This is a genomic window from Burkholderia sp. HI2500, assembly GCF_002223055.1.
Lineage (GTDB): Bacteria > Pseudomonadota > Gammaproteobacteria > Burkholderiales > Burkholderiaceae > Burkholderia.
In genome coordinates, this window is the sequence record NZ_NKFL01000005.1 from 224,315 (window position 1) to 242,515 (window position 18,201).

At 69.8% G+C, this 18,201-nt stretch carries 17 protein-coding genes; 8 read left to right on the plus strand and 9 right to left on the minus strand.

Annotation, left to right across the window (positions count from 1 at the left end):
• Positions 1-225: 225 nt before the first annotated feature.
• Positions 226-4,308: a translocation/assembly module TamB domain-containing protein gene (locus CFB45_RS13855; protein ID WP_089426097.1), complete on the minus strand. Its 4,083-nt coding sequence runs from the start codon at positions 4,306-4,308 to the stop codon at positions 226-228.
• Between the two features lie 28 nt (positions 4,309-4,336).
• Positions 4,337-6,151 carry an autotransporter assembly complex protein TamA gene (locus tag CFB45_RS13860; protein WP_089426098.1) on the minus strand — a complete coding sequence of 605 codons (1,815 nt, stop codon included), beginning with the start codon at positions 6,149-6,151 and terminating at the stop codon, positions 4,337-4,339.
• 248 nt (positions 6,152-6,399) lie between these two features.
• Between CFB45_RS13860 and CFB45_RS13865 the strand changes: the two genes are divergently transcribed.
• From CFB45_RS13865 to panD, 4 genes are all read left to right on the plus strand, one after another.
• Complete coding sequence (locus tag CFB45_RS13865) at positions 6,400-6,588, plus strand: DUF3460 family protein (protein ID WP_089426099.1); 189 nt, start codon at positions 6,400-6,402, stop codon at positions 6,586-6,588.
• 4 nt (positions 6,589-6,592) lie between these two features.
• Positions 6,593-7,465 carry a segregation and condensation protein A gene (locus CFB45_RS13870; RefSeq protein WP_021164248.1) on the plus strand — a complete coding sequence of 291 codons (873 nt, stop codon included), beginning with the start codon at positions 6,593-6,595 and terminating at the stop codon, positions 7,463-7,465.
• Positions 7,466-7,730: 265 nt separating this feature from the next.
• Positions 7,731-8,570 (plus strand): pantoate--beta-alanine ligase, encoded by an 840-nt coding sequence (gene panC / locus CFB45_RS13875; protein WP_069248605.1) that lies wholly within the window; start codon positions 7,731-7,733, stop codon positions 8,568-8,570.
• A gap of 42 nt (positions 8,571-8,612) precedes the next feature.
• Positions 8,613-8,999 (plus strand): aspartate 1-decarboxylase, encoded by a 387-nt coding sequence (panD, locus tag CFB45_RS13880; protein ID WP_089426100.1) that lies wholly within the window; start codon positions 8,613-8,615, stop codon positions 8,997-8,999.
• Between the two features lie 131 nt (positions 9,000-9,130).
• On the opposite strand, the gene CFB45_RS13885 is transcribed toward panD, so the two are convergent.
• The 4 genes from CFB45_RS13885 to CFB45_RS13895 form a co-directional block, all read right to left on the minus strand.
• Entirely contained in the window at positions 9,131-9,799 is a 669-nt protein-coding gene (locus tag CFB45_RS13885; RefSeq protein WP_089426101.1) for a ParA family protein, read from the minus strand.
• A gap of 136 nt (positions 9,800-9,935) precedes the next feature.
• Positions 9,936-10,349: a DoxX family protein gene (locus tag CFB45_RS13890; RefSeq protein WP_089426102.1), complete on the minus strand. Its 414-nt coding sequence runs from the start codon at positions 10,347-10,349 to the stop codon at positions 9,936-9,938.
• A 149-nt stretch (positions 10,350-10,498) separates the two neighbouring features.
• Positions 10,499-10,639 carry a hypothetical protein gene (locus CFB45_RS39005; RefSeq protein ID WP_179255067.1) on the minus strand — a complete coding sequence of 47 codons (141 nt, stop codon included), beginning with the start codon at positions 10,637-10,639 and terminating at the stop codon, positions 10,499-10,501.
• A gap of 82 nt (positions 10,640-10,721) precedes the next feature.
• On the minus strand, positions 10,722-12,224 hold the full coding sequence (locus CFB45_RS13895; protein WP_089426103.1) for a cobyric acid synthase: 1,503 nt from the start codon (positions 12,222-12,224) through the stop codon (positions 10,722-10,724).
• 74 nt (positions 12,225-12,298) lie between these two features.
• Here CFB45_RS13895 and cobU point away from each other — a divergent pair, with 74 nt between their 5' ends.
• The 4 genes from cobU to CFB45_RS13915 are packed head-to-tail and all read left to right on the plus strand — an operon-like array spanning position 12,299 to position 15,717.
• A complete protein-coding gene (cobU, locus tag CFB45_RS13900) occupies positions 12,299-12,853 on the plus strand; it encodes a bifunctional adenosylcobinamide kinase/adenosylcobinamide-phosphate guanylyltransferase (RefSeq protein WP_089426104.1) in 555 nt (184 codons plus the stop codon).
• Positions 12,847-13,791, plus strand: a complete 945-nt coding sequence (cbiB, locus tag CFB45_RS13905) for an adenosylcobinamide-phosphate synthase CbiB (protein ID WP_089426105.1) — start codon at positions 12,847-12,849, stop codon at positions 13,789-13,791. The genes cobU and cbiB overlap by 7 nt, the downstream gene beginning before the upstream one ends.
• Complete coding sequence (gene cobD, locus CFB45_RS13910; protein WP_089426106.1) at positions 13,784-14,803, plus strand: threonine-phosphate decarboxylase CobD; 1,020 nt, start codon at positions 13,784-13,786, stop codon at positions 14,801-14,803. Before cbiB ends, cobD begins: the two co-directional genes overlap by 8 nt.
• Entirely contained in the window at positions 14,800-15,717 is a 918-nt protein-coding gene (locus CFB45_RS13915) for a cobalamin-binding protein (protein WP_089426107.1), read from the plus strand. The genes cobD and CFB45_RS13915 overlap by 4 nt, the downstream gene beginning before the upstream one ends.
• A gap of 89 nt (positions 15,718-15,806) precedes the next feature.
• On the opposite strand, the gene cobC is transcribed toward CFB45_RS13915, so the two are convergent.
• From cobC to cobT, 3 genes are read right to left on the minus strand one after another with little or no spacing between them, the layout of a single operon-like run.
• Entirely contained in the window at positions 15,807-16,391 is a 585-nt protein-coding gene (gene cobC, locus CFB45_RS13920; protein ID WP_089426108.1) for an alpha-ribazole phosphatase, read from the minus strand.
• Entirely contained in the window at positions 16,376-17,152 is a 777-nt protein-coding gene (locus CFB45_RS13925; protein WP_089426109.1) for an adenosylcobinamide-GDP ribazoletransferase, read from the minus strand. Before CFB45_RS13925 ends, cobC begins: the two co-directional genes overlap by 16 nt.
• The gene (gene cobT / locus CFB45_RS13930) at positions 17,142-18,197 is read right to left on the minus strand and encodes a nicotinate-nucleotide--dimethylbenzimidazole phosphoribosyltransferase (protein WP_089426637.1); all 1,056 of its coding nucleotides are present in this window, start codon (positions 18,195-18,197) and stop codon (positions 17,142-17,144) included. The genes CFB45_RS13925 and cobT overlap by 11 nt, the downstream gene beginning before the upstream one ends.
• Positions 18,198-18,201: the final 4 nt, after the last annotated feature.

Sequence of the window (18,201 nt, forward strand, 5' to 3'; positions counted from 1 at the left end):
GGTTTTGCGACGCGAGATACGTGAAGGCATAAACGACTCAACGGCCGGGCAAGTAACCTGACACAAAAAACAGCACCTCAATGCTGTGGGCTTTTTGAGGTTTGCCCGGCGCGGCTCCCATCATGGGGCGGGATCTTTCCCATCCGCGACCCCGGATAGATTCGAGCAAGTCCACTTTAGGTCAACACTGCCTCGCTTGCAAAAATCGGGCTGACCATAGATTTTTCATGGCTGCTCGGCGCGCCGCCCGCCCCCGCGGTCACTGCTGAACCAGCGATCAAAACGCCGCGTGTAGTTCAGGTCGACGCCCTGGAACGTGCCGCCGTACGCGGATACCGACCAGAAGCGCGTCAGGTTGATCGTCGCCTTGAACGCGTTGGCCGCCGATTGCAGCCCCTGCTCGAAGCCGAGCACGAAGCGCTCGTTGATCGCCTTCGACACGAGCACGACCTGCGGATCGGTCAGGCCGACTTCACTGCGGCCGACCGAAACCTCGTCGAGACCGAAGGTCTGCGCGACGCGCTTGCCGGTCACGCTGCCGAGCAGCCCGAGCGCCGCCGTCATCGCACCCTGCTGGCCGACGTTGTTGCCCTGGTCGGTGCCGTGCCCGAACAACAGCCACGACAGTTTTTCGTTTTCGGTGACGTTCGGCTCCGACACGAGCTTGACCGTCAGCGACTGGATCGTGCCCGTCACCTGCACGCCGGCCTCGACCTCCTGGTTGCGCCGCATCGCGAGGATGTTGACGCCCGGGTTCGACACGGGGCCGTTGAACGTGAAGAAGCCGTTCTCGACCGCGAGCTTGCGGCCGAACGACGTGTACGTCGACCCTTCGGTCACGCGCACGTTGCCGACCGCGCGCAGCGGCACGCCCGGCGCGCTCATCACGGTGATCGTGCCGCGCAGCCCGAGATCCGCGCCGTGGCCCTTGAAGCGGAAGTTGTTGCCGAGGCCGATGTCGATGTTCGCGCGCGGCGCGAGCGACGGCGCCGGCTTGTCCTCGACCGGCTTCGGCTTCGCGACCGCGGAACCGGTCGGCGTCTCGCCGCGCACCGTGCCGCCCGGCTGCTCGATCACCACATCGTCCGACAGGTGCGGCGCCGATTCCTCGGGCAAGTCGAACAGCGCGCGGTCGACGACGAACTTGCCGTCGATCGACAGTGCGCCACGCGGCCCGTCGTTCGCAACCGTCGCCTTGCCCGACAGCGACAGCTTGCGGTCCGGCGCCGCGAACAGTTCGAGCTTGTCCGCGACGATGCTCGCGGTCAGGTCGGGCGCCTCGCCGTCGAGGCGCACGCGGCCGAGTGCGCGCAGCGTACCGTCGCCGCCGTGGAACTCGACCTGCTGGAATTCGACGAGGTTTTCCGACAGCTTCACGCGCACGATGCCGTCCTTCAGCTGCACGCCCTGGTCGATCAGCGTCGCGGACAGGTCGTCACCCGTCAGCATCCCCGACAGGTTCGGCTTCACCGGCGTGCCGGCGACCGTCAGCTTCAGCGCCGCGCGCCCGCCGAGCAGGTAGCTCGGCCCGAACAGGTTGCCGGTCGTCTTCAGCGCCGGGATGTCGGCGTCGATGCGACCCGACAGCGGGCCGTCGTCGACCACGCCGAACATCCCGTCGCGCAGCGCGAACGGCACGGTGACGTTCGCGTCGAGCGTGCCGATCCGGGCCGCCTTCGCGAGCGCCGTCACGTTGAGCCGGTTGCCGGGCGTGAAGCTCGCGCGCGCGGACAGGTCGGTCAGCCCCAGCGAGGCGATGCCGCGCCCGCTTTCGATCGTCACGTCGCCGCCGCGGCGCTTCACCTGCACGTAGCCTGTCGCGTTCGCGCCGAGCGAGAAATCCCAGTCGGCATCGAGCACGACGTCGGTGCGCACCGGCGGCCGCTGGCCCGTCAGTTCCTGGCGGACCTCGAGGAAACGCGCGACCGACGCACCGGTCACCGAGCCCGCCGAGCGCATCTGGCCGTGATCGAACACGAACGACTTCAGGTCGATCGCCGCGCCTTCGAGCGTGAGGCGCGTCGCGCCGAGCGTCACGCGGCCGGCGCCGGCCGACACGGTCAGCGGCGACTGCAGCGCGATGGTCGGCGTGCCGCGGTTCGCAAGACGCGTGACGGTGCCGTCCCAGCGCATCCCGTCGCGATTCTCGACCACGCCGCCATTCGCCGCGAGCGTCACGTCGATCACGCGGCCGCCGGCCGCCCCGAGTGCCGACGCGTCGAGCGTGTGCTTCGCGCGCGTGCCGTCGAGGTTCGCGCGCAGCGATTTCAGCTTCAGCGAGCCGAGCGCGATGTCGGACGCATCGGCCGTGAACACGAGCGCGCCGTGCGCGCCGTCGCGGATGTCCGCGCGGCCCTGCGCGACACCGATCCGGTTCGAGCCGACGACGACGTGCTCGGCCTTGTAGGTGGCCGTCACGTTCGGGTGCGCGAAGCTGCCGGTCAGGTCGCCCTGCGCCTTCACGAGCCCTTGCACGCCGAAGCCGAGCCGGTCGAGCTGCGGCGCGTCGACGACGAAGCGCAGCCGGTCGCCGGGCGCACCGAAGCTGCCGCGCAGGTCGACATGGTTGCCCGCGATCGACAGGTTCGCGTTGCTCGGCAAGATGCGCGAGCCGGCCAGCTGCACGACGCCGGCGCCGGTCAGCGGCACGCCGTCGTACAGGCTGTCGCCGAGCTTGAAGGTCGCCTTCGTCGATACCTGCGGCGCGAATGCGCCCGACGCCGTCAGCGTGCCCGACACGCGCGTCTCGCCGCGCGGGGCCGGCGCTTTCGTGGCCTTGGCGGGCGCCTTGCCGCCCCCCGCCTTCGGCGCGCTCATCGCGGCGAGCAGCAGCGGATCGAATGCGGTCAGCGTCGCCTTCGCGTCATAGCTCGAATGCGCATCGTGGCGGAACACACCCGTCAGGTCGATGCGGCCCTTGCCCGCCGTCACGCGCGCGTCGGTCAGCACGGTCTGCTGCGGCGTCAGCGCAACCTTCGCGCGGGCGCCGAGCGCGAGCTTCGGATCGTTCAGGTTGAAATCGACGGTCGTGACATCGCCCGCGAGCGTCACGCCGAGCGGGCCGGCGAGGCGCATCGGTCGCAGCTCGGCGACGAACGCGTTCAGGTCGAGGTTCGCGACCTTCAGGTCGAAGCGGCCCTTGCCACCCGTCAGCGTGCCGTTGCCGGTCACGCTGCCGTCGCGGATCAGCTTCAGCGCGAGATCGTCGATCCGCTGCGCGTGCGCGTCGAGATGCACGTTCGCGTGCGCATCGATCACCGGCAGCAAATGGTCGCCGAGCGTGCCGGGCTTCGCGTTGACGATCGACACCGGGCCCGTCACCGCAAAACCCTTCGCGGGCTCGGCCCCGGCCGGCGCGGTCACCGGCGCGAGTTCCGCGCGCACCGCGAGATCGGCAGCCGGCGCGCCGGGCGCGAGCGCCTGCGGATTCACGTGATCGAACGCGAGCGATGCGCGGGTGAGCGGCACCGCGCCGAACGGCGCGGCCTCGACGTGCGCGCGTCCGTTCAGCTTCATCCCGCTTGCATCGACTTCGGCGACGAGCGCCTCGAGCGACCCCGACACGCGCGCACGCGCGTCGACCGGCTCGTCGGACAGCTTGCCTGCATAGGTGGCGTCACCCGTCAGCGCGAATGGCTTCACGCCATCGAGCTTCGCGCGTGCGGTCAGCGCGCCGTACGGCGTATCGACGCCGGCGAGCACGAGTTCATGGTGACGGCCGTCGCTGCGGCCGTTCAGTGCGATATGGTCGAGCTGCGTCGTCGAGCCGCCGTCGTGGATCGCGAGGTGATCGACGCGCAGGTCGTCGATCCGCAACTGCAGCGGCAGGCTCAGGTCCTGCGGCGTCGTACTCGGCGTCGACGGCCCCGGCGCGATCCGCACGTCGATCGTGCCGGCGCGAAGGTACGCGATGGACAGCCGCCACGGCGCGCGGGTCAGGGCCCAGCGGCCGTCGAGCCGGTCGATGCGGATTTCGGTGCCGGTGCCGTCGGGGCTCGTCCACGCGAATCCGCGCAACCGCACACCGGTCGCAAGCGCGCCGCCGTCGAGCGTGCCCGCGAGCCGCGCGCCGAGCACGCGACCGGCCACCTGCCACGCGAGCCGCGTGCCGTGCTCGGTCGTCGCCGCGGCCAGCACGAGGCCGACCGCCAGCACGACGAGCAGCACGACCGTGACAAGCGTCCACGCGACGAACCGCCCGATCCGCGCGACGGGCCCGCGGCGCGGCGTGCGCGGCGGCGCGTCGGGCGCGCCGTCGGGCGAGTCCGGATCGTGAGGCGGCGGCGTGTCGTTCGGGTCCTTCGTCATGCGGTTCGTCGTCGGTGAAGCGGTACGGTCAGAAAGCGATGCCGAGCGTCAGGTACGGGCGCACGCTATGGTTGCGCAACCCGTACGCGACGTCGACGTTGATCGGGCCGACGGGGCTGCGCCAGCGCGCGCCGATGCCGACACCCGGGTAGAACACGCGCTCGCCCCACGCATCGGTGGCAGTGCCGATGTCGAAGAACGTCGCCGCGCCCCAGTCGCGGTTGAACCAGTGCTGGTATTCGGCGGTGCCCGTCATCAGGTACTTGGTCGGCAGCACGGAGCCGTCGACGCTGTTACCGATGCTCTGGTAGCCGTAGCCGCGCACCGAGTTCGAGCCGCCCGCGCGGAACAGCAGCGACGCCGGCACGCCGGTCGAGCTGCCGCTCGTGAACACGCCGCCGAGCTCCGCACGGAACACGAACAGGTCGCGCTTGCCGATCGGCAGGTACTGCTGGCCGCGCGCGTAGCCGCGGATGAAGGACTGGTCGGTCAGCACGCCCTTGACCGCGAAGCCGGCCTCCGCGTGGATCAGGTTGCCCGAACGCGGAAACAGCGGATCGTCGACGTTGCGGCGCGTCCACGCCCATTGCGGCACGAGCGCGCGGCTCGTGGTCGGCCCGGCGCCGTTCTGGTCGAGCCGGTCCTGGTAGTACATCAGCGAATACGCATAGTCGATGAACTGGCCGGTGCGCGTGCGCTGCACGCCGACCCGCGCGCTGTAGATGCGCGTGTCCGACACGTTGGTGTTCGTGTACGACGCGAGCACGCTGTTGGTCCAGCCCTTCTCGCCCGGCGGCATCGACAGCTGGACCTGCCCGTATTGCTGGATCTGGTCGAGCCGGCCCGACACGGTCAGCGGCCACGCGGCGCCGAACGTGTCGAGATACGTGTAGGAACCCTGCACGTGCGGCCCGGTATCGGTGGCAAAGCCGACGCCGCCGCGGATGTTGTTGTACGGAAACTCGCTGACCTTCACGTGCACGGGCGTGCGCTCGGGCTTCGCCGTATCGTCGCCGACGTCGATCGCGACGCTCGCGTAATACGGCGTGTTCTGCAACTGCCGCTGCAGTTCGGTGATCCGCTGCACGTCGTAGATCTCGCCTTCCGACAGCGGATTGACGTTCGTGACGATCTTTTCCGGATAGCGCCGCACGCCGTCGACGTCGACCTTGCCGATCGTGAACGTCGGGCCGCTGTCGAACGTGACCGCGAGCATCGCGCGCTGCGTGCGCGGGTCGATGCGCGCTTCGGACGACGCGATCTTCCCGCCGAGATAGCGGTGCGACTGCAGTTGCCTGAGCGCCGCGCCCTTCGCGCCGTCCCAGTCGGACTGCGTGAACGGATCGCCCGGCTTCAGCGAGAACGCGAAGCGGGTCGCGGCTTCCTGCTTCGGATCCTCGGTGTCGATGGGCCCCTTGAACGTCAGGTCGACGCTCGACACGATCGTCTGCTTGCCCGGATCGACCGCGATGCGCACGTCGCGCTTGCCGTCGCGCGTGCGCACGTCGGTGCGCACGACCGGCGAGAAATAGCCGGCCGTCGCGGTGAGGTCGCGCACCTGCTGCGGCGTGGCGGTCACGAGGAAGTCGAACTGGTCGTCGCTGATGTCGTCACGCTTCGCGAAGCGCGCGATGTCGAGATGCGTCTTCAGGAGCTTGCGGATCGAACGCGGCGCGTCGATGTCGACGTCGTACTTCGCATGGGCCGGCAGCGCGAAGCACGCGGCCAGGCAACCCGCGACGGCCGCCCGCGCGACGCGGGCCGCGGCGGCGGCGCGCTCGCGTGCCGCGCGCGGGCTCGCGTCATGCGCCGTGTGTGCTTGCTGGTTCGACTGCCCCGCCAAATATGACCTCGCCGTCTCGGAGTGTTACGGTTTCGTGGAAAACCCTGTATTTGACCACAGGGCGCCGACGTCACCGCCAAACGATTGTGAAAGAGTGCCAAGGCACCGGAAGGGCCGCCGCACGATGTCCGCCGGTACCGGCCAGCGGATTCGACGCGCGATTGACGCCGGCCGTTCCCGCGATGCGGTAAAATCCCGCCATCGTGAATCCGGCGCATCGTGCGCCGCCCGAAACGGAAAACCCAGCCATGCCGTACCAGTCCGATGTCACGCAGTTCCTGAACCAGCTCAAGCAGCAGAAGCCGACGCTCGAGGACGAGCAGCGCAAGGGCCGTTCCCTGCTGTGGGACAAGCAGCCGATCGACCTCGAAGAGCGCGCCGAGCAGCAGGAATCGCGCGTGAAGCAAACGCCGTACGTCTACTACCAGAACTTCTGACGACGTGAGCGCCGCCGACGAGGCCAGCGCCGCCCGGCAGGACGACGCGATCGCCGCGCCCGCGGGCGCCGATTCGACGCCCGACACGGTCGACGGCGTCGCGGCATTCGCTCGCCTGTACGGCGAGCCGCTCTTCAAGCTGCCGCAGGATCTCTACATCCCGCCCGATGCGCTCGAGGTCTTCCTCGAGACCTTCGAAGGCCCGCTCGACCTGCTGCTCTACCTGATCCGCAAGCAGAACTTCAACGTGCTCGACATCCCGATGGCGCAGGTCACCGCGCAATACCTGGGCTACGTCGACCAGATCCGCACGTCGAACCTCGAGCTGGCGGCCGAGTACCTGCTGATGGCCGCGATGCTGATCGAGATCAAGTCGCGGATGCTGCTGCCGGTCAAGAAGGCCGACACCGGCGAGGAAGCCGAGGATCCGCGCGCCGAACTCGTGCGCCGCCTGCTCGAATACGAGCAGATGAAGCTCGCCGCGCAGCGGCTCGACCAGCTGCCGCAGCTCGGCCGCGACTTCCTGCGCGCCGAGGTCTACATCGAGCAAAGCGTCACGCCGCGCTTCCCCGACGTGAATTCGGACGACCTGCGCGCCGCATGGGCCGACGTGCTCAAGCGCGCGAAGCTCGTCCAGCACCACAAGATCTCGCGCGAGGAGCTGTCGGTGCGCGAGCACATGAGCCTGATCCTGCGCCGGCTGCAGAACGCGCGCTTCATGGAGTTCGCCGAGCTGTTCGACACGTCGCGCGGCGTGCCGGTCGTCGTCGTGAATTTCATCGCGATGCTCGAACTCGCGCGCGAGTCGCTCCTCGAAATCACGCAGGCCGAGCCGTTCGCGCCGATCTACGTGCGTCTCGCGTACCTGCCCGCGTAACACCCGCGCCCGCCCTTCCCGTTCTCCCGATTCATCCCGGCACGCTCGCCGCTACGCCGCAGTCCGGTGCGGCCGCGCGCATGGTTGCCGGCACGCCCGATTAAAAAGTGAACGACCGTTCTTTTTTCGATGCGTTTGGCGGCCAAATCCTCTACAATCCGCCGACGCCCGATGCGCCGCCCGCGCGCCGGCGTTCTCCGCTTCGACCCCGACGCCGCTGCTGCGGCGCCAACGCGCGCCAGCGCGAGGAACCCGCTACCCGATCATGAAAGTCATCAGCTCGATCCATGAACTACGCGACCAGCTGCGCGGACAGAACCGCACGGCGTTCGTGCCGACGATGGGCAACCTGCACGAAGGGCACCTGTCGCTGATGCGCCTCGCGCGCCAGCACGGCGACCCGGTCGTGGCGAGCATCTTCGTCAACCGGCTGCAATTCGGCCCGAACGAGGATTTCGACAAGTATCCGCGCACGCTCCAGGACGATATCGAGAAGCTGCAGAAGGAAAACGTCTACGTGCTGTTCGCGCCGACCGAGCGCGACATGTACCCGGAACCGCAGGAATATCGCGTGCTGCCGCCGGACGATCTCGGCGGGATCCTGGAAGGGGAATTCCGGCCCGGCTTCTTCACCGGCGTGTGCACGGTCGTGGCGAAGCTGATGGCCTGCGTGCAGCCGCGCGTCGCCGTGTTCGGCAAGAAGGACTACCAGCAGCTGATGATCGTGCGCCGCATGTGCCAGCAGCTCGCGCTGCCGGTCGACATCATCGCCGCCGAAACCGTGCGCGACGAGGACGGCCTCGCGCTGTCGTCGCGCAATCGCTACCTGTCGGCCGACGAGCGCAGCGAAGCGCCCGAGCTCGCGAAGACGCTGCAGCGCATCCGCGAAAGCGTGCTCGGCGGCGAGCGCGACCTCGGCAAGCTTGAGGAACTGGCCCGCACGCATCTGGCCGGCCGCGGCTGGGCGCCCGACTACATCTCGATCCGCCGCCGCGCGAACCTGATCGCGCCGGACGCGGCCCAGCTCGAAGCCGGCGAACCGCTCGTCGTCGTCGCCGCCGCGAAGCTCGGCGCGACGCGCCTCATCGACAACCTGGAAATCTGACGGGCCGCCCCGCCCGCGCCTCTCACGCATCACGGAGACACCATGCAGCGCCACATGCTCAAATCGAAGATCCACCGTGCGGCCGTCACGCACTGCGAGCTGCACTACGAAGGCTCGTGCGCGATCGACGAAGACCTGCTCGACGCCTCGGGCATCATCGAGAACGAACGGATCGACATCTGGAACATCAACAACGGCGAGCGCTTCTCGACTTACGCGATCAAGGGTGAGCGCGGCAGCGGGATGATCTCGCTGAACGGCTCGGCCGCGCGTCGCGCGCAACTCGGCGACCTCGTGATCATCGCGGCCTTCGCGATGGTCGACGAAGCCGAGCTGCAGGCCGGCTGGAAGCCGAAGCTCGTGTTCATGGACGACGGCAACAAGATCAAGGGCCACCGCGATCACGTGCCGACGCAGAACTGGACCTGACCTGACCGCCTGCCCGCGTGCCGCGGCGCGCGGGCGCGGCGGTGCCGCTTGTGGTCGAAGGGCCGGATGCCGTACTCGACGGCATCCGGCCCTTTCTCATTTCATCGTGCGCCGCCCCGGCGGCCACGCGATCAGGACGCCTTGGCGGCCTTCTCCGTCTTCCCTGCCTTCGGCGCCCGGCGTTCGGCCCATTCGACGATCGGCCGCCATTGCTCGAGATCCTTCTCGACGCGGCTCTTCGCGACGTCCCACAGCGTCAGGCCGTGCGCGGCGATCTGCACGTAGTTCTGCGTGTCGCGCACGTAGCCGAGCACCGGCAGGCCGAGCCCTTCGACGAAGCGGTGAAGCTGGTCGGACGAGCGCGTGCGCGCATCGACCCGCATCCCGACGATCCCGACCTCGACGTTGCCCTTGCGCACGGCCTTCTCGTCGGCGAGGCGCTCCAGAAACTGCTGCGTGGCCAGGATATCGAACATCGACGGCTGCAGCGGCACGATCACCTTGTCGGCCAGTTGCAGCGCGACGTTGAGCCGGTTGCCGTGCAGGCCGGCCGGCGTATCGATCACCGCATATTCGAGGCCGCGCGGCGGCTTCGTCGGCGCGTCCGGGTCGAGTTCCCATGCCTCGATCGGCGGCAATCCGGCCGGCCGCAGGTCGAGCCACGCATGCGCGGACTGCTGCCGGTCCAGGTCGGCGAGCGCGACCCACGCGCCCTGCGCCGCGAAAAAGCCGGCAAGATTGGTGGACAGCGTGCTCTTCCCCACGCCGCCCTTCGGATTCGCCACCACGATCACCGTCATGAATTCCCCCGAAAAAGCCGCGCGGCGCCCGCCGCCTGGCAGGCGCCGCTCGATTGCGGATACAGGGAGCGATGATATCGGCAAACGGGGGGTCACCGGAACGGGTTGCGCCGCCCCGGGTGCGCTGACTTACCCCTTACACACGCTGAACCGCGACCTCCCGTGCGCCGAGCGCGAACGCGCCGCCGCCCAGCAGCGCCTGCACGGCAAGCGTGACGGCCCAGAACGCCGGATATTCCCAGCCGCCGTGCGGTGACGCGAAGCTCCAGCCGTTCGGCAAATGCGTAGCGGTTGCGCCGAGCATGAACGGCAGCAGCACGAGTGCGGCGACGCGCACGCGGAAGCCCGCGAGCAGCGCCAGGCCGCCGGCCAGTTCGATGAACGTCGTCAGGTACGCGAGCCAGCCCGGCAGGCCGATCGACGCAAAGAACTGCGCGGTGCCGGGCAGCGTGAAGACGAACACCTTCTGCGCGACGTGCGCGAGATACAACACGCCGAGCGCGACGCGCAGCAGGGTCGCGGCGAAATCGTTGAGGCGATTGGGGTTCATGGCGAATTCCTTCGTGAGTGGTGTGAATGGATCGCACTCTATTCGAATCAATTCGACCGATAAACTCGCCACTTCGCTTTAACTGATTCCTATATGGAGTTAATCGGGGCGTAAAAAGGGGCACGACCGATCATGCCCCGCCACCTGCCTCAGTAACCGTTCTTGCCTTGTGTGGCGTCGCCGGAACCGGACTGGCTGCCGCCCGGTGCGGACGAATCGCACGCGTGCGCCACCGCCGACGCGCCCAGCAGCGCCGCGAGCAGCACGCTCCACCACCATCGAGCCTTCATCGTCGCACTCCTCCAGGCGGACCTCCGCCCTTCTGTGTTGTACGCGATCCGGCGGAAAAAGCGAGTACGGGCCGGCCTCGCGTCAACGAAACTCGGCGTACAGCGCGTCGAGGTCGAGATGGTCGGCAAACGTGTCGGCCAGCCGTTCGAGCGATGCCTCGCGCAGCGCCGGATAGTCGATGCGCTCCGCGCCGTCGAGCCCGGCCCATGCGAGCAGCGCCGTGCAGGCGTCGGGCGAGTCGAACAGCCCGTGCACGTAGGTCGCGAGGATCTGGCCGTCGTCGGACACCGCGCCATCGGGGCGTGTGCCGTCCCGCGCGGCGTCGGCGGCCAGCGCCAGCGCGGGCGACGCGAGCGCAGGCCCGTGCGTATCGCCCATGTGGATCTCGTAGCCGCGCACCGCGGCCCCGCCCGGCAGCGCGAGCTGCCCCGCCACGTTCTTCAGCGTCTTGTCGGGCTGCAGCGTCGTGTCGAAATCGAGCAGCCCGAGCCCCGGCACGCTGCCGGGCGCGCCTTCGAGGCCGAGCGGATCGTCGAGCGTGCGCCCGAGCATCTGCATCCCGCCGCAGATGCCGATCACCTTGCCGCCATAGCGCAGGTGGCGACGGATCAGCGTGTCCCAGCCCGCGTCGCGCAGCCACGCGAGATCGCGCTGCACGCTCTTCGAACCGGGCAGGATCAACAGGTCGGCGTCCGGCACGGGGCCGCTCTTCCAGTACGTGAATTCGACCTGCGGATGCGCACGCAGCGGATCGAAATCGGTGTGGTTGCTGATGCGCGGCAGCGCCGGCACGACGACGCGCAGCACGCCGGCATCGCCCCGTGCGGCGGCGCTGCGCGCCTGGGCGGGCAGCATGTCCTCGGCGTCGAGCAGCAGGCCGTGCAGGTACGGCAGCACGCCGAACACCGGCTTGCCCGTTTGCGCGCGCAGCCAGTCGAGCCCCGGTTCGAGCAGCTTGAAATCGCCGCGGAAGCGGTTGATCACGAAGCCGCGCACGCGCGCGCGCTCGCTGTCCGACAGGCACGCGAGCGTGCCGACCAGATGCGCGAACACGCCGCCGCGGTCGATGTCGGCGACCAGCACGACCGGGCAGTCGACGCGTTCGGCAAATCCCATGTTCGCGATGTCGCCATCGCGCAGGTTGATCTCGGCCGGGCTACCCGCGCCTTCGACGATCACCGTGTCGTAGCCGGCGCGCAGGCGCGCGTACGACTCGAGCACCGCGTCGAACGCGACCGGCTTGTAGTCGTGGTACGCACGCGCATTGAGGTTCATGCGCGCCTTGCCGTGGATGATCACCTGCGCGCCGCGATCGCTCGTCGGCTTCAGCAGCACGGGGTTGAAATCCGTATGCGGCGCGACGCCCGCGGCCAGCGCCTGCAGCGCCTGCGCGCGGCCGATCTCGCCGCCGTCGGCCGTCACCGCGCTGTTGAGCGCCATGTTCTGCGGCTTGAACGGCGCAACGCGCGCGCCGGCGCGGCGGGCAAGCCGGCACAGGCCGGCAACCAGCGTGCTCTTGCCCGCGTCGGACGTCGTGCCCTGGATCATCAGCGTGCCGCGCGGCCGCGGCTCGGGTGCATTCATCGTGTAAAGATCGTCGCGAAGCAAAGGCCGCATTATCCCCCGCGCCGCCCTGCCCGCGCCGTTACAATCACGCGATGATTCCGCACGACCTCACCTTCGTCCTCGGCGGCGCGCGCTCGGGCAAGAGCGCACATGCCGAGCGGCTCGCCGCCGACAGCGGCCTCCCCGTCACCTACATCGCGACCGCGACCGCCGCCGATGCCGAGTTCGCGAAGCGCATCGCGCACCATCGCGCGCGCCGGCCGGCCGACTGGGGTTTCGCCGACGCGCCCGTCGATCTCGCCGGCACGCTCGCACGGCTCGACGATCCGCACGCGTGCCTGCTCGTCGACTGCCTGACGCTGTGGCTCACGAACCTGCTGTGTCCCGCCGACGGTGAACCGCTCGACGATGCGCAGTACGCGGTGCAGGTCGAGCGGCTCGAGCACGCGTTGCGCGGCGCACGCGCGAAGGTGATCGTCGTCAGTAACGAAATCGGGCTCGGCGTCGTGCCGCTCGGGTCGGTCACGCGCCGCTACGTCGACGAGCTCGGGCGCCTGAACCAGCGCGTCGCCGCGCTCGCGACACGCGTGACGCTGCTCGTCGCCGGGCTGCCGCTCGACCTCAAGACCGGAGCACCGTCATGCTGATGCTGACGCTGCCCGTCGTCGCGATGTTCGCGGTCGCGGCCGCGATCATCGACCGCGCGATCGGCGAACCAGCCGGCTGGCACCCGCTCGTCGCGTTCGGCCGCCTCGCCGCGCGCATCGAAGGCGCGCTGAACACGGGCCGGCGCGGCCGCGTGATCGGCGTCGCCGCCTGGGTCGCGGCGGTCGTGCCGCCGGTCGCCATCGCGACATGGCTCACGACCGTGCTGCCGTGGCCGCTCGCGGCCGCGCTGCATATCGCGCTGCTGTGGTTCGCGCTCGGCGCGAAAAGCCTCGCCGACCACGTCGCGCCGATCGCTGCCGCGTTGCTGCGGCATGACCTCGGCGCCGCCCGCGCGCTGACCGCGCGCATCGTGTCGCGCGACACGAGCGACGCGGACGAAGGCGCGCTGTCGCGCGCAGCCGTCGAATCCGCGCTCGAGAACGGCAACGACGCGATCTTCGGCGCGCTGTTCTGGTTCGTCGTCGCGGGCGGCCCCGGCGCGCTGCTGTTCCGGCTCGCGAACACGCTCGACGCGATGTGGGGCTACCGCACGCCGCGCTTCCTGACCTTCGGCTGGGCCGCCGCGCGCCTCGACGACGCGCTGAACTGGATTCCCGCGCGCCTCACGGCCGCAAGCTACGCACTGCTCGGCGACACGGCCGCCGCATGGCGCTGCTGGCGCACGCAGGCGCGCCACTGGGACAGCCCGAACGCGGGCCCGGTGATGGCCGCCGGCGCCGGCAGCCTGAACGTGCAGCTCGGCGGCCTGGCCGTCTATCACGGCGAGATCGAGGATCGTCCCGCGCTCGGCACCGGCGCCACGGCGACCGCCGTCCACATCGTCGCCGCGCTGTCGCTCGTCACGCGCACGCTCGCCCTGTGGCTCGCGCTGCTGGTCGCGAGCGGCGCCCTCGCCATGGCCACCCATCATGTCTGACACCCGCATCGCACACGGCGGCAACCTGCATGAAGCCGCGCGCCGCCACGGCATTCCGTACGACGCGTGGCTCGACCTGTCGACCGGCATCAATCCGGTCGGCTATCCGGTGCCGCCCGTCCCGGCCGACGCATGGCGCCGGCTGCCCGACGACGGCGACGGCCTCGCGGCCTGCGCCGCACAGTACTACCACGCGCCCGATCCCGCACACGTGCTGCCGGTTGCCGGCAGCCAGGCTGCGATCCGCGCGTTGCCCGCGTTGCTGCCGACCGGCGACGCCGGCGTCGCGGCGCTCGCGTACGGCGAATACGCGCCCGCCTTCGCGCGCCACGGCCATCGCGTCGTCGCGCTCGACATCAACGCGGATACGCTGCCTGCGACGCTGCGTCACGTCATCGTCGGGAATCCGAACAATCCGACCGCCGAGTTCTTGTCGGCCGAGCGCCTGCTCGATTGGCACGTGCAACTGGCCGCGCGCGGGGGCACGCTGATCGTCGACGAGGCATTCGCCGATACGGGCGCGACGCGGTCGCTCGCGCCGCACGTCGATCGCCCCGGGCTCATCGTGCTGCGTTCGGTCGGCAAGTTCTTCGGGCTCGCCGGCATCCGCGCAGGCTTCGTGCTCGCCTGTCCTGACCGGATCGTCGCGCTGCGCGACATGCTCGGCGCGTGGACGGTCGGCGGCCCTGCCCGCCACGCGGTCGCCGCGGCGTTCGCCGACCGCGCATGGCAGGCCGCCGCCCGCGAACGGCTCGCGGCCGACGGCGAACGGCTGGCCGCCTTGCTGCGCGCGCACGGCTTCTCGGTTCGCGCGACGCCGCTCTTCAGCTGGACCGACGACCCGCGCGCTGCGGCACTGCATGCGGCACTCGCCGCACGCGGGGTCTGGACGCGGCACTTCCCGACACCGTCGAGCGTACGCGTCGGCTTGCCGGGGAACGAAGCGGAATGGCAGCGCCTCGGCGACGCGCTCGCACACTGCGTGCCGATGCTGCAACGGGAATCCGCATGAATTCACGCATGTTTCACCGGCTCGCGCCAATCGCGCTATTGGCTGCGTTTGCTTACGCGCCACGCGTCCACGCCGATGTCACGACGCGTGACGACGCCGGCAACACCATCACGCTGCCGGCACCCGCGCAGCGCGTGATCAGTCTCGCGCCGCACGCGACCGAACTCGTCTACGCGGCCGGCGGCGGCGCGAAGCTCGTCGGCACCGTCACGTACAGCGACTATCCGCCCGCGGCGCAAGCGATACCGCGCGTCGGCGACAACAAGGCGCTCGATCTCGAGCGGATCGCCGCGCTGAAGCCCGACCTGATCGTCGTCTGGCGACACGGCAATGCCGAGCGGCAGACTGATGCGCTGCGCGCGCTGCACATCCCGCTGTTCTTCAGCGAACCGAAGCATCTCGACGACGTCGCGTCATCGCTGCGCCGGCTCGGCACGCTGCTCGGCACGCAACCGGCTGCCGATGCGGCCGCGGCTGCCTATACGCGCGACATCGCGGCACTGCGCACGCGTTACTCGACGCGAGCGCCCGTCACGATGTTCTTCCAGGTCTGGGATCGGCCGCTGATGACGCTCAACGGTGCGCACCTGATCAACGACGTGATCGAGCTGTGCGGCGGCCGCAACGTGTTCGGCTCGCTCAAGCCGCTCGTGCCGACCGTCACCGACGAGGCCGTGCTCGCGGCGAATCCGGAGGCGATCGTGACGACGCGTGCGGGTACGACGCGCTCCGACGAACCGCTGCCGAGCCTGGCGCGCTGGCGCACGTGGCCCGCACTGACGGCCGTGGCACGCAACAACCTGTTCGCGATCGACGGCGATCTGCTGACACGGCCGTCGCCGCGGATCGCGCAGGGCGCGGCCGCGCTGTGCGAGGATCTCGATGCCGCGCGTGCGCGGCGGGCGGCGCGCTGATTTCCGGCGACGTCCGCGGTCATCGCGTGCCGGATGCCTGAGACGAACTGACCGCGCGCTGCGTCGTTCACACGCGGTGGCCAGCGCACCTATGCGTCCCAGTGCATCACGTCCCACGTTCGCGCGGCAGCATCCGCGCGCAGCCAGACGACACCCCCTGTCGGTACGGGGCGAGACAGCAATGTGTCGAGCGGCACGCGCAATACATGCGATGCAAACGCACGGATCACGCCCGCATGCGTGACGACCCACTGCGGCCGGACGAACTGCGCCACTGCGTCGGCTCGCCGCGCAACCCGCGCGGCAAACCGCGCGACGCTTTCGCCGCCATGCGCGCACGCATGCATCAGGTCGGCCGCCCACGCATCGAGCGCCGCGCGATCGATATCGTCCCAGCGCCGCATTTCCCACGCGCCGAAATCCATCTCCTGCCAGTCCGCGTCGCGCCGCAGCGGCACGTCGCATGCCTGCGCGAGCCGTTCGGCCACCGATGCGCAGCGCATCAGCGGGCTCGTCCAGACCTGTTCGGGAAGCGGCGCGCCGATAGCAGACAGATGCGTACGCACCACCTTCGCCCCGGCCTCGGCCGGCGTGGCGAGCGGCACGTCGCTGCGTCCGTAGCAGATGCCCGGCTCGATGCCGACGGCCGGATGACGGATCAGGACGACGTCCATCCGAGCACCACGAGATAGATCGCCAGTTCGCACAGTTGCTGCGTGAAGCCGAGACAGTCGCCGGTATAGCCGCCGATCCGCTTCACGAAGTAGCGGGCGGCCCACGCGCGCACGAGCACGAGCGCAACGCATGCGGCGACACCCATGCGCCAGTCGGGCCAGAATAGCCAGGGCAATCCGAACAGTGCCGCGACGCACGCCGCGCGTGCACCCATCCGTTGCGCAACCGGCTTCGCCTTGCCTTCGGGCCGCACGTAGTCGAGCGTCATCAGCAGGCTCACCGCCGCCGCTCGGCTCGCCGCGTGCGCGGCGATCATCGTCCACGCGGCACGCAACGGCAGCATGGACGCGAGCGCCTGCCATTTCACGCCGAGTGAGATCACGAGCGCGACCGCACCGAACGTGCCGATCCGCGAGTCGTGCATGATGCGCAGCACGTCGTCGCGCGTATAGCCGCCGCCGAATGCATCGCAGCTGTCGGCCAGGCCATCCTCGTGGAAGGCGCCCGTGGCGAGCAGCGTGGCGGCCATCGACAGCCCGACCGCGATCGACGGCGGCAGCGCGCGCAGCGCAGCAAGATAGACGAGCGCACCCCACGTGCCGACACATGCGCCGACGAGCGGGAAATAGCGCGCGGCCTGGTCGAGATCGCCAGCCGCGTAGCCGATCGCGCGCGGCACGGGCACCCGCGTGAAATAGCCGAGCGCGACGAAGAAGTAGCGCAGTTCGGCCCGCACGCCGCGCGCGCGATCAGGCGTCACGATTGTCGACGCCGGCGGATTCGAAGCTCGCCATCTCCGTGAGGAAGGCGGCTGCCGCCCGCACGAGCGGCAGCGCGAGCGCGGCGCCCGTGCCTTCGCCGAGCCGCAGGTCCAGCGCGAGCAGCGGCTTCGCGCCGAAATGCTCGAGCATGCGCCGGTGCCCGGCCTCGTGCGACGTATGCGAGAACACGCAGTAGTCGCGCACGCCGGGCGCGATGCGCTCGGCAACCAGCAGCGCGGCCGTCGCGATGAAGCCGTCGACGAGGATCGTCATCCGCTCGCTCGCGGCCGCGAGATACGCGCCCGTCATCATCGCGATCTCGAAGCCGCCGAACGTCGCGAGCACATCGAGCGGCGCGATCGCGTGCGAGTGCTTGACGAGCGCACGGCCGAGCACCGCGCGCTTGTGCGCGAGGCCCTGGTCGTCGAGGCCCGTGCCGCGCCCGACGCACGCGTCGATCGGCACGCCGAGCAGGCGGCTCATCAGGCACGCGGCCGACGACGTGTTCGCGATCCCCATCTCGCCGAAGCCGATCACGTTCGTGCCGAGCGACGCATGCAGGCGCACGCGCGCCGCGCCGGCCGCGAGCGCCGTCATCGCCTCGTCGCGCGTCATCGCCGGCTCTGCCGCGAAGTTGCGCGTCCCGCGTGCGACCGGCAGCGACACCAGCCGGTCGGACAGCGGCAGCGGTGACGCAACCCCCGCATCGACGATCTCGAGCGTGCTCTGCGCGACGCCCGAGAACGCGTTGATCGCCGCGCCGCCGGCGAGGAAGTTCGCGACCATCTGCGCGGTCACCGCTTGCGGATACGGACTCACGCCCTCGGCGGCAATCCCGTGATCGCCGGCAAACACGATCATCACGGGACGCTGCACGACCGGCCGCTCGGTGTGCTGGATCAGGCCGATCTGCAACGCGACCGCCTCGAGCTGGCCGAGACTGCCGGGCGGCTTGGTCTTGTGGTCGATCACGTGCTGCAGGCGCTTGCGCAGCACCTCGTCGAGCGGCGCGATCGCGGGCGGGAAGGGGGTCGGGGTCGTCATCGAA

What these genes read in the sequence shown, in the direction of transcription:
- CFB45_RS13855 (WP_089426097.1), bottom strand. Translation starts at nt 4,308, where the DNA reads ATGACGAAGGACCCGAACGACACGCCGCCGCCTCACGATCCGGACTCG.
- CFB45_RS13865 (WP_089426099.1), top strand. Translation starts at nt 6,400, where the DNA reads ATGCCGTACCAGTCCGATGTCACGCAGTTCCTGAACCAGCTCAAGCAG.
- panC (WP_069248605.1), top strand. Translation starts at nt 7,731, where the DNA reads ATGAAAGTCATCAGCTCGATCCATGAACTACGCGACCAGCTGCGCGGA.
- panD (WP_089426100.1), top strand. Translation starts at nt 8,613, where the DNA reads ATGCAGCGCCACATGCTCAAATCGAAGATCCACCGTGCGGCCGTCACG.
- CFB45_RS13885 (WP_089426101.1), bottom strand. Translation starts at nt 9,799, where the DNA reads ATGACGGTGATCGTGGTGGCGAATCCGAAGGGCGGCGTGGGGAAGAGC.
- CFB45_RS13890 (WP_089426102.1), bottom strand. Translation starts at nt 10,349, where the DNA reads ATGAACCCCAATCGCCTCAACGATTTCGCCGCGACCCTGCTGCGCGTC.
- CFB45_RS39005 (WP_179255067.1), bottom strand. Translation starts at nt 10,639, where the DNA reads ATGAAGGCTCGATGGTGGTGGAGCGTGCTGCTCGCGGCGCTGCTGGGC.
- CFB45_RS13895 (WP_089426103.1), bottom strand. Translation starts at nt 12,224, where the DNA reads ATGAATGCACCCGAGCCGCGGCCGCGCGGCACGCTGATGATCCAGGGC.
- cobU (WP_089426104.1), top strand. Translation starts at nt 12,299, where the DNA reads ATGATTCCGCACGACCTCACCTTCGTCCTCGGCGGCGCGCGCTCGGGC.
- cbiB (WP_089426105.1), top strand. Translation starts at nt 12,847, where the DNA reads ATGCTGATGCTGACGCTGCCCGTCGTCGCGATGTTCGCGGTCGCGGCC.
- cobD (WP_089426106.1), top strand. Translation starts at nt 13,784, where the DNA reads ATGTCTGACACCCGCATCGCACACGGCGGCAACCTGCATGAAGCCGCG.
- CFB45_RS13915 (WP_089426107.1), top strand. Translation starts at nt 14,800, where the DNA reads ATGAATTCACGCATGTTTCACCGGCTCGCGCCAATCGCGCTATTGGCT.
- cobC (WP_089426108.1), bottom strand. Translation starts at nt 16,391, where the DNA reads ATGGACGTCGTCCTGATCCGTCATCCGGCCGTCGGCATCGAGCCGGGC.
- cobT (WP_089426637.1), bottom strand. Translation starts at nt 18,197, where the DNA reads ATGACGACCCCGACCCCCTTCCCGCCCGCGATCGCGCCGCTCGACGAG.